At 71.4% G+C, this 9,192-nt stretch carries 8 protein-coding genes and 1 pseudogene; 7 read left to right on the top strand and 2 right to left on the bottom strand.

What is annotated here, in order from left to right:
- Positions 1–228: 228 nt before the first annotated feature.
- A complete protein-coding gene (locus tag AC068A_RS19400) occupies positions 229–657 on the bottom strand; it encodes an Hsp20/alpha crystallin family protein (protein WP_478586402.1) in 429 nt (142 codons plus the stop codon).
- A gap of 170 nt (positions 658–827) precedes the next feature.
- On the opposite strand from AC068A_RS19400, the gene AC068A_RS19395 reads away from it, so the two are divergent.
- The gene (locus AC068A_RS19395; RefSeq protein ID WP_478586400.1) at positions 828–1,484 is read left to right on the top strand and encodes an HSP18 transcriptional regulator; all 657 of its coding nucleotides are present in this window, start codon (positions 828–830) and stop codon (positions 1,482–1,484) included.
- A 49-nt stretch (positions 1,485–1,533) separates the two neighbouring features.
- Here AC068A_RS19395 and AC068A_RS19390 read toward each other — a convergent pair whose 3' ends face one another.
- Entirely contained in the window at positions 1,534–1,860 is a 327-nt protein-coding gene (locus tag AC068A_RS19390; RefSeq protein WP_478586398.1) for a MarR family transcriptional regulator, read from the bottom strand.
- 125 nt (positions 1,861–1,985) lie between these two features.
- On the opposite strand from AC068A_RS19390, the gene AC068A_RS19385 reads away from it, so the two are divergent.
- The 6 genes and pseudogenes from AC068A_RS19385 (at position 1,986) to AC068A_RS19360 (ending at position 9,183) form a co-directional block, all read left to right on the top strand.
- On the top strand, positions 1,986–2,816 hold the full coding sequence (locus AC068A_RS19385; RefSeq protein WP_478586396.1) for an STAS domain-containing protein: 831 nt from the start codon (positions 1,986–1,988) through the stop codon (positions 2,814–2,816).
- Between the two features lie 521 nt (positions 2,817–3,337).
- A complete protein-coding gene (locus AC068A_RS19380) occupies positions 3,338–3,652 on the top strand; it encodes a trypco2 family protein (RefSeq protein WP_478586394.1) in 315 nt (104 codons plus the stop codon).
- Entirely contained in the window at positions 3,652–5,817 is a 2,166-nt protein-coding gene (locus AC068A_RS19375; RefSeq protein ID WP_478586393.1) for a VMAP-C domain-containing protein, read from the top strand. Before AC068A_RS19380 ends, AC068A_RS19375 begins: the two co-directional genes overlap by 1 nt.
- Positions 5,814–6,809: an AAA family ATPase gene (locus AC068A_RS19370; protein ID WP_478586391.1), complete on the top strand. Its 996-nt coding sequence runs from the start codon at positions 5,814–5,816 to the stop codon at positions 6,807–6,809. Before AC068A_RS19375 ends, AC068A_RS19370 begins: the two co-directional genes overlap by 4 nt.
- A gap of 4 nt (positions 6,810–6,813) precedes the next feature.
- Positions 6,814–8,241, top strand: a pseudogene (locus tag AC068A_RS19365) (SAV_2336 N-terminal domain-related protein); the annotation flags it as partial.
- Positions 8,242–8,487: 246 nt separating this feature from the next.
- The gene (locus AC068A_RS19360) at positions 8,488–9,183 is read left to right on the top strand and encodes a response regulator (RefSeq protein ID WP_478586414.1); all 696 of its coding nucleotides are present in this window, start codon (positions 8,488–8,490) and stop codon (positions 9,181–9,183) included.
- Positions 9,184–9,192: the final 9 nt, after the last annotated feature.

Raw genomic sequence — 9,192 nt, 5'->3', positions numbered from 1 at the left:
CCACGGCCCCGGCGTGCGGCGGCGGGGGGGGGGGGGGGGGGGGGGGGGGGGGGGCGGGGGGGGGTGGGGGGGGGGGGGGTGGGGGGGGAGGGGGGGGGGGGGGGTGGGGGGGGGAGGCGGGGGGGGGGGGGGGGGGGGGGGGGGGGGGGGGGGCCTCCCCCCCCCCCCCCCCCGCCGCGGGCACCGCCGCAGGCAGGGGCGCGCAGCGGTGCATCCGGGCCGGCCGGGTCAGCTGCTGAGCTGCTTGCGGCCGCCGTCGCCGATCGCGATCTTCCGGGGCTTGGCGCGCTCGGCGATCGGGATGCGCAGGGTCAGCACGCCCGCCTCGTAGTCGGCGTCGATGTGCTCGGTGTCGAGGGTGTCGGCCAGCATGACCTGCCGGGAGAACACCCCCAGCGGCCGCTCGGAGAGCTCCATCTGTGCCTGGTCCGACCGGGGCGCGGGTCGGCGTTCGGCCTTGACGGTGAGCATGTTGCGCTCGACGTCGATGTCGATGGCGTCCTTGCCGACGCCGGGGATGTCGAAGGCGATCACGTACGCGTCGCCGTCGCGGTAGGCGTCCATCGGCATCGCGGACGGCTTCGACCAGGTACCCGGGCCCAGAAGCTGCTGAGTGAGACGGTCGATCTCACGGAAGGGGTCGGTGCGCATCAGCATGGAAAACACCTCCTGATGTGTCTGCAGTGGGTGCCAGTGCGCGTCAGTTACCTCTCTTGTAACATGTCATCGAGACGATGACAAGTAGCTCATTCACCAGATCGATGACATACAGAATGTCAGCGGACAGGTGACGGAGTCACTTGCCCGGCAGACTGACTGGAGGTGCCATGAACGCTCCTGCGCCCGGCGCCGGGGAGCCCGGGGCGCCGGCGTCCTTCCTGGCCGCCGCAGCCGCTCTGGCGGCCATCGACCACACGCTCGGCACCGCCCACGGACCCTCCAAGGACGCCCCGGACGACCCGCAGGAGGCGCTGGCCGCCCTCCTGCTGCTGCGCGAGGTCCGCCAGCAGCTGGCCGGCTGGGAGTCCGGGCTCATCGAGACCGCCCGGGCGGCCGGCGCCAGCTGGGCAGACCTGGCCGGACCGCTCGGCGTCGCCAGCCGGCAAGCAGCCGAACGCCGCTACCTCAGGCTGCGCCCCGGAACAGCGGGCAGCACCGGCGAGCAGCGGGTCCAGGCCATACGGGACCGGCGTGCCGCCCAGCGCAGCGTCGATGCCTGGGCCCGCGCCCACGCCGCAGACCTGCGCCAGCTCGCCGGCCAGGTCACCGCCCTCGCCGGCCAGGACGCCCTAGGTCGGGCTTCCCTCGACGCGGTCCTCCAGGCGCTCGCCGGCAGCGACCCCGCCGACCTGCTCGCCCCCCTGGCCGCCGCCGAACCCCACGTACGCCCAGCCGATGCCGCCCTCGCGGACCGCATCCGCGCGGTGACCCGGCGCACCGGCCTCCTGCGCCATGAAAGCGACCAGCGGCGGCAGACCACCTGACGGCGTCCGCCCGCCCCTGCGCGGATCCGGCGGCGGGCACCGGCGCGGTTCACGCGACGTGTTTCTCCCTGTCCGCAGGCGCGGCGAAGAGAGCAAGAAGGCCGGCGATCTCGTGATCGGCCTCGGCGGGGTGGCGGAAGGGGGCGTCGGCCGCGATGGCGTAGCGGTTGCGGCGGCCGTCCTCGCCGCGGCCCCGGGCGAGGTACCCGGCCTCTTCCAGGTCCGCGACGATCGCCTGCACGGTCCGCTCGGTCACGCCGCAGGTGAGTGCGACGTCCCGGAGCCGTACACCGGGGTCGCGGGAGATCGCGAGCAGGACACGGGCGTGGTTGGTGAGAAACGTCCACTCCGAACGGCGATCGCGAGCCTCACGCATGGACACCACCCTGCCCGCTCTGTCACTCCGGCCATCACGCGAAGCAAATTTCACGTAACCATTGACGCATAAAGTGCGAAGATTGACAATCTGGACATGAGTCCGATCTGGTCCTGGAGGGTCCCATGTCTCCCTTCCTCGGATCCGCCCGGTTCGCGCCCTCGGAGTTCGAGTGCAGCGACCGCGGCGTCGCTGTAGAGGTGACACCCGGCGATGGGGGCGCGGCAGTCAGCGTCAGCGGTGAAATCGACCTCCACACCGCCACGCACCTGGAGCAGGCCCTCGCCGCCGTCAGGTCGGGCTGCGAGGATCGCGGCCTGATCACCCTGGACATGTCCGCTGTCAGCTTCTGCGACTGCGCCGGACTGAACGTGCTGCTGCGCGCCCGGCGCGAACACCACGGGCTGGTCATCACCGCCGCAAGCCGGCCGGTCAGGCGCCTGCTGGAGCTGACCGGAACAACCACCCTCTTCAGGGGTGGATCGACGGCCGCCGAAATCGTCCCGGCCCGGCACGGTCTCCTTGCTCGGCCGACCGCTGATGAAGACCGGGACGCGGACCCTGCCCGCCCCCGAGAGGGCCGCCGAGGACCCCCGCCGCGCAAGGCACTCGCGCGTCCTGGCGCCGTCGCATGCGGCGTGTGCGGTGACACAGCCCTGCACCACGCACACTTCCCGGACTCCTCCTACATCGACCCTGCCGACCCCCGGCACGACGGCGACCGGCCCATCGCCGGATGCGGCACGGAACACCTGGACCGGCTCGCTGCCGCACTGCGCCAGCGGCCCTTCATCCACGCCGAACTCTGGGCCGGGCGCATTGCCCAGACCTACGCAGCCCACCCGCGCGGCATCAGCCTGCAGGATCTCGCCCGCGAATCCGGGCTCACGATCGTCCAGCTGGAGGAAGCCGCCCTGTGGGCGCGCCACGGCCCCGTCCCCCGGCCCGCCCGCTGACCACGACGACGCCGCCCTGTTGCGCGGCCAGGCCCGGCCTGGCCCATCCCTCCATCACCCGCGAGGCACGATGCCGCTCGCCGTCCACTGCGTGGGCCACGGGGCCAGCGGCACCGGCGGCTGCGTCATGGCTTGCGCTGGCTGGCGGCCGGTGTGCGCAAGGGCGTCGGCGAGCCGGTGCCAAGCCCGAGCGCGGGATTGAGCCCCGCCGGATGTCCGCCGGCTACACCGGTGGGGGGTCGGGGTGGCATGCCAGCCATTGCTGCAGTTCGCGGTGCCGGAATTGGTAGGCGGCGCCCGAGAAGCGCAGCAACCCGGCGGTACAGGACCAATCCAGGAAGACGGAGAGCCTTCTTTGGGGCTCGGTTCGTTGCACAGGAACGTCACGGGACGTCGAGCGTGGACCCGCCACCCACGCGCCGGGCACGCACCCCGACGCGCCCGTTCCCTCGAAGCCCAGACGCCCGGCCCCAAAACCTTGGCAGACTACTCCGCAGGCACAGTGCGCGTTGGGGGTGCAGATGGCGGAGATCGGTCTTGCCGCAGCAATCGAGGAACTGCGGCAGGAGCTCTATCGGGCGCAGGGTCAGGGGGCAGACCAGCAATTCGCGTTCGGCATCGAGGAGGCCGAACTGGAGCTGCAGCTGGAGCTGCGCAACAGCGGCAAGGGGGACGGCAAGGTCAGCTTCGGCGTGGCGACCGTCGGTGCGGGCGGTGAGCACTCCACCGTCCGCACCCACAGACTGACGGTAAAACTTTCGGTCCGGGACCGGGCCCGCGGCGGCTCCAGTCCCGAGATCAGCGACACCGAAACCGGGTCCTGGGACGAGGAGTGATGGACCCGCACAGACTGGTGCTGATCCGCAGCGGGACCACGCGGCAGCGCCATCGCGTCGGCTCCGGCTATCTCGTCGCACCCCGCCTGGTGCTCACCGCCGGACACATCCTCCGGGACGGCGAGAGCGGCGCCTACTGGGAGGAGATCCAGGTCAGAGTGGGACACCCTGGCCGCGGTGAGACGCTACGCACCGGAGCGGAGCTGATCTGGACCCATCCGCAGGACCTGGACGTTGCCCTGCTGCTCACACACGACGAGATCGACGTACCGGGGTCGGTTCGATGGGGCCACCCCGTGGAGACGACCCCGCTGCGCTACGAGGGACTGGGCTTTCCGCTGGCATCCGCGGAAGGTGGTCGTGACGCCGAACACCTCCGAGGCGTCCTGCCTCCGCTGTCCTCCGGGGCTCACGGCCTCTATGTGCTCGACCAGGGGCCCGCACCCGACCTCCGCGACGACGGCCGCAAGGCCTGGGGAGGCGCCTCGGGAACCGCAGTGTTCTGTGAGGACCACCTGGTGGGCGTGGTGATTCGCGACGACCGGTCCTATGGAAACCGCCGCCTGCGGGCCCTCCCGGCGCATTGCTTTGTCCAGGACGACGGCTTCGAGGCACTCCTGCGTCGGTACGCCGGCGGTCCACCCCGCCTGATCGAGATTGGCGCCGCCCTCCCGAGGGCCCAGCCCGAGGCGGAACGCAGCTCGGCCGAGCAGGAGACCGAGCGGCTCCTGTGGTCGGTGCTCGGCGGCCGGATCACCTACGCGGCGCATGCCCGCGCCCTCGTACGGCGGCTCGGATACACCGTCCCCGACAGCCACGAACCGACCATGCCCGACCTCGCGGCACTCGTGGCGGCCCATCCCCGGGCCCTTCCCTCCCTGAGCAGCACCCTGGCCCCGGCCCTCACCAGCGAGGACGAGCGCACCCGCCTGACGGACGTCCTCACCCGCGCCCGTGCCGGCGGACTGTGCCTGCTCCTGTCCTTGGACGAGTGCGAGCACTTACTGGAACTGCTCCGCGGCATCTGCAAGGAGCAGCCCACGCTGATACCTCGCGCGGCCCGCGAGGCCCTGCGCTACGCCTGGCTGCCCGACCCGCTGAACCGCACACACCTCTGCGCCGACGACCTCGAACACGTCGTCGAGCACCTGGAGTCCATCTCCGACAGCGAGCGCGTGCCGGACTGCACACCAGCCGTACCGGCCCTGCTCCGCCTGGTCGAATGCGTGGCCGCTGCTCTGGGAAGGGAAGTGGGCGCTGAGCTGCGCAGCTGGTCCGATCAGGTGGCTGCCCGGACCGGCATACATCCGGCGGCGCTCGCCGAGCGCCGCACCGACGCCGGCCGCTGGGCCGCCCGGCAGACGTCCCCCTTCTCCCGCGTCGTCGTCGAAGTCTCTCGCGCGCGGACCGAACCGCGCGAGAGTTACTACTGCCGCATCCTGCTCGCCCGTGCCGACGGCACGCACACCCCTCTCCACGAGACGGAGAGCGCGCCGAGGACCCCCGAGGAAGTGGCCCGGCGGGTCCGCGACGCCGTCGAGGTCGTCGCGGACGAGCTCGGCCCGACGGCCGCGCCTCACGCGACGGTTCTGGTGGCCCGCGACAGCCTCCATCTGCCCATCGACGAATGGAACCCCGGGGCACCCAACGAGTTCGTTCCCGACCAGCCGATCGGCGCCGAGTTCTGCATCACCCTGAGCTGCCCCGAGATGAGCGACCTGGTGCGCGGCAGAGAACGTGAACACCGGCGGCGCTGGGAAAGCGGACATGCGGCCCCCTTGGTGGTCGACGACGAACGTGTCACTCGGCCACGGCTTAGGCGGCTGCTGCAAAGCACTCACCGTGACGTAACCCAGGTCGTGCTCCACGGTTCCCCGGAACAGCGGGACGCACTGCTTGAACTCTGCCTGGCGCTCGGCGTCCCGGTCGTCCTCTGGGACCGGCGGGCCGACTGCCCTGCGGACGCGGCCGGGCTGCAACAGCTGGACCCCGCCGGCCCGCTCGCCGATCTGCCCGAGCGGGTCCGCGTCTTCCGCGGGACGGCGTTCGACGAGCCGGAGACGCTCCCGGCGCGCCCCGCGCTCGTATGGGAGGAAGACGGCCGGCGACCGCGGCCCGGATCGCTGACCCTGCAAGACCCCCCAGAAGGAGCCAACGCGTCATGACTGCCGCAGAATCCGCTACCACCGACCACCCCACCCCGTCCGGCGACAGGGACTGGCGGCTCTTCCGGGGCGATGGAGCGTCCCGCTCCGTCGTCTTCCCGCCCGCCCCACCATGGCGTCGGCTCCACCCGGAGGATCCCGACGGCTCGCGGACCGCACGCCCCCGCCCGTACCTGATCGACCCCGATGACGCGGACATCGTCAACGCCGCCCTCCACCTGCGCCGGCCTCTGCTGGTCACGGGACACCCCGGTACCGGAAAGTCTTCCCTGGCACACGCGATCGCCCACGAGCTGGTCCTCGGCCGCGTTCTGCACTGGCCAGTCAATAGCCGCTCGACCTTGCAGGACGCCCTCTACCACTACGACGCGATCGGCCGGCTGCGGGAAGCGAACCTCCGCCGGGACACGGACGGCTCCGAACCCGGCATCGGCCAGTACGTCCGGCTCGGCCCCCTGGGCAACGCGCTGCTGGCTCGGGACCGGCCCAGGGTCCTGCTCATCGACGAGCTGGACAAGGGGGACGTCGATCTGCCCAACGACCTGCTCACCGTGTTCGAGGAGGGCGAGTTCGAGATTCCGGAGATCAGCCGCCTCCCCGAGGAACACTCCACGGTCCACGTCCGGACTGACGACCCGGACGCGCCAGCCCCAGTGGTCCGCGGCCGCGTCCGCTGCCGTGAGTTCCCCGTCGTGGTCATCACCAGCAACGGTGAACGCGAGTTCCCGCCCGCCTTCCTCCGACGGTGCGTCCGTCTCGACCTGCCCGAGCCCGACGAGGAGCGGCTGCGGGACATCGTCGCCGCGCACCTCGGCCACGAGGCGCTCCACGACATCGACGACCTGCTGGAGGAATTCCTCGGCCGCCGCGCGCCCGGGGAACTCGCCACCGATCAGCTCCTCAACGCGGTCTTCCTGCGCACGGGCGGCATCGATCTGGACGCCGGCCGACTGCTCGACGCCGTTCTGCACCAACTCGGCGGGGCGGAATAGGGGCATGTTTGGACGTCTAAGAGAGACCCTGGCCAGGAGCGGCGTCGACCTCGCCGACGAGGAACTCCTCGACGTCCTGTGGCTGGCCAGGAACCTGCCGGGCGACGTCCGTCCGTTGGCGCGACGCCCGGCCCCGGCCGCCCCACGGCTGACCGCCAAGCAGGGTGAGCCCCGGGCCCCCGGCGCGGACGATCCCGTGCAACCAGGCGTGCAACCACCGCCGGACGTCGCCCCGCACCGCCTGTTCCCCCTGCACGCGGCCCCGCGGGGGAAGGGGAGCGGCAGGCCGGATCAGGCCCCGCACCGGGCACACGCCGTACGCACCCCGGGCGCCAATGTCCTACCCAGCCGTCATCTCACGCTCGGCAAGGCGTTACGGCCGCTGCGGCAGCGGCTCCCCGACCGGCGTCGTCAGGAACTGGACGTGGCACGGACAGTGGATGCCATGGCCGAGACGGGTCTGCCCGAGACCGTGACGAGTCCCGCTCGTAGCCGCTGGCTCTCCCTCGCCTTGCTGATCGACGACGGCGTGTCCATGTTCCTGTGGAAGCGTCTGGCCTCCGAGATCCGCACACTGATGGAACGGGCCGGGGCCTTCCGCGACGTCCGCGTCTACGGACTGAACACCCGTGGTTCCCACGCCCCATTGCTGAGCAGTCGTCCTTACAGGCAGCAAGGTCCCTACCTTCCGCCAGCCGCACTCTGCGACCCCACCGGCAGCACCCTTGTCCTCGTGGTCAGCGACGGCGTCGGCGACGCCTGGTGGGACGGTCGGATGAGGGAGGCGGCTTCCCTGTGGGCCCGACGGCAACCCACCGCGATCCTGCAGGCGCTGCCCGTCCGGCTCTGGGCGAACTCGGCCATCACGACTCGACCGTGGCACGTCGCCAGTGTCCGCAGGGGCGGTCCCACCACCGCGTGGCACGTCACCGACCCGAGACTGCCGTCGGATCTGGTCGGCTTCGACTCTGTTCCTGTCCCGGTGCTCGAACCCACACCGGCCGCCGTCAGCGACTGGGCCCGGCTGGTCGCCTCGCCAAGCGCGACCGCGGTGCTGCCGCTGTGGGAGATTGGGCGATCCGTCACCCAGCCCTGGCGCGCCGAGACCCGGCAGGGTCCGGACGCCGACGCCGTCTTGCGCTTCCGCGGCGCGGCCAGCCCGGAGGCGTATCGGCTCGCCGCCCACCTTGCGGCCGTGGCGCCCGTCACTCCGCCCGTCATGCGCATGGTTCAGGAGGCCCTGGGCCCTCCGACGGACACCGGGCACCTCGTGGAGGTCTTTCTCGGCGGCCTCATGCACAACGCCGCCGCAGACACCACCGGCCGGTTACCACAGCCGGAGTTCTTCGACTTCTCTGACGACGCACGGCGCATCCTCCTCGGCACACTCCCCGCCCGTGAGTTGCTGCGCACCACACGACTGATCGCCGACCGCCTGGCAGCGTGTGTCCGGCACTCACCGAGCTTCACCGCCTGGGTGGCGCACCCAGGAGGCGCCGCCATCGTCGGCGCACCCGAACGGTCCTTCGCCCTCCTGGAGGAGCGGCTGCTGAAACGCCTCGGCGTCGCCACGCACATCGACGCCCCACCCGCCGAACGGCCTCCCCCAGCCCCGGGACCCCCGGAACCCCGGGAACGGGCCCGGCCACAGCCACATGTGGCTCAGCGGACGGACACCATGCCCCCCGCACAGGCCTCTGCAGCGGACACGAAGGCCAAGATCCTTCTGGTCGACGACCAGCCGGAGAACCTGCTGGCCCTGGAAACCACCCTGGCCGCGCTCGGCCAGACACTCGTCCGCGCATCCTCTGGGGAGGAAGCGCTCAAGGCGCTGAACAACGGCGAATTCGCCCTCGTTCTACTCGCCACCCAGATGTCGGAAATGGACGGCTACGAGACCGCCGCACACATCAAGCGCCGTTCGCGGACCCGCGACATCCCGATCATCTTCGTCAGCGCGTACGAGATGGGTTCGCAGGCCACGTTCCGTGGATATGCGGCCGGTGCCGTGGACCATGTGTCGCGGCCGTACGACCCCTGGGTGCTGCGCGCCAAGGCGGCCGTCTTCATCGAACTGCACCAGAAAAACGCGCAACTGCGCGCACAGGCAACTTTGTTGCGCACCAGGGCCGCGACCGATCTGCTGGCGCAACTGTCCACCCTGATGTCCGACGTCGAGACGCAGGCACGCGACCTGACCGGACAGCTCCAGGCACAGGTATCGAGCGCGACGGTGAGAACCGCGGCCGCCCGCCTGGAGCAAGCGGTCAGGAGCCTGCGCCAGGTGCTGCAGAACGCGTCGGAGCTGCAGGAAGAACCTGGTGCCCTGCCCGACCCGGCTTCCCTGCATTCAGCACGACATCGAGACCAGTGAAGGGAGTGC

Source organism: Streptomyces sp. NPDC043854, assembly GCF_056436005.1.
Note: the sequence above shows the minus strand (reverse complement) of the source record. Positions and strands in the feature narration are given on the sequence as shown.

What these genes read in the sequence shown, in the direction of transcription:
- AC068A_RS19375 (WP_478586393.1), top strand. Translation starts at nt 3,652, where the DNA reads ATGGACCCGCACAGACTGGTGCTGATCCGCAGCGGGACCACGCGGCAG.
- AC068A_RS19370 (WP_478586391.1), top strand. Translation starts at nt 5,814, where the DNA reads ATGACTGCCGCAGAATCCGCTACCACCGACCACCCCACCCCGTCCGGC.
- AC068A_RS19390 (WP_478586398.1), bottom strand. Translation starts at nt 1,860, where the DNA reads ATGCGTGAGGCTCGCGATCGCCGTTCGGAGTGGACGTTTCTCACCAAC.
- AC068A_RS19385 (WP_478586396.1), top strand. Translation starts at nt 1,986, where the DNA reads ATGTCTCCCTTCCTCGGATCCGCCCGGTTCGCGCCCTCGGAGTTCGAG.
- AC068A_RS19380 (WP_478586394.1), top strand. Translation starts at nt 3,338, where the DNA reads ATGGCGGAGATCGGTCTTGCCGCAGCAATCGAGGAACTGCGGCAGGAG.
- AC068A_RS19395 (WP_478586400.1), top strand. Translation starts at nt 828, where the DNA reads ATGAACGCTCCTGCGCCCGGCGCCGGGGAGCCCGGGGCGCCGGCGTCC.
- AC068A_RS19400 (WP_478586402.1), bottom strand. Translation starts at nt 657, where the DNA reads ATGCTGATGCGCACCGACCCCTTCCGTGAGATCGACCGTCTCACTCAG.
- AC068A_RS19360 (WP_478586414.1), top strand. Translation starts at nt 8,488, where the DNA reads ATGCCCCCCGCACAGGCCTCTGCAGCGGACACGAAGGCCAAGATCCTT.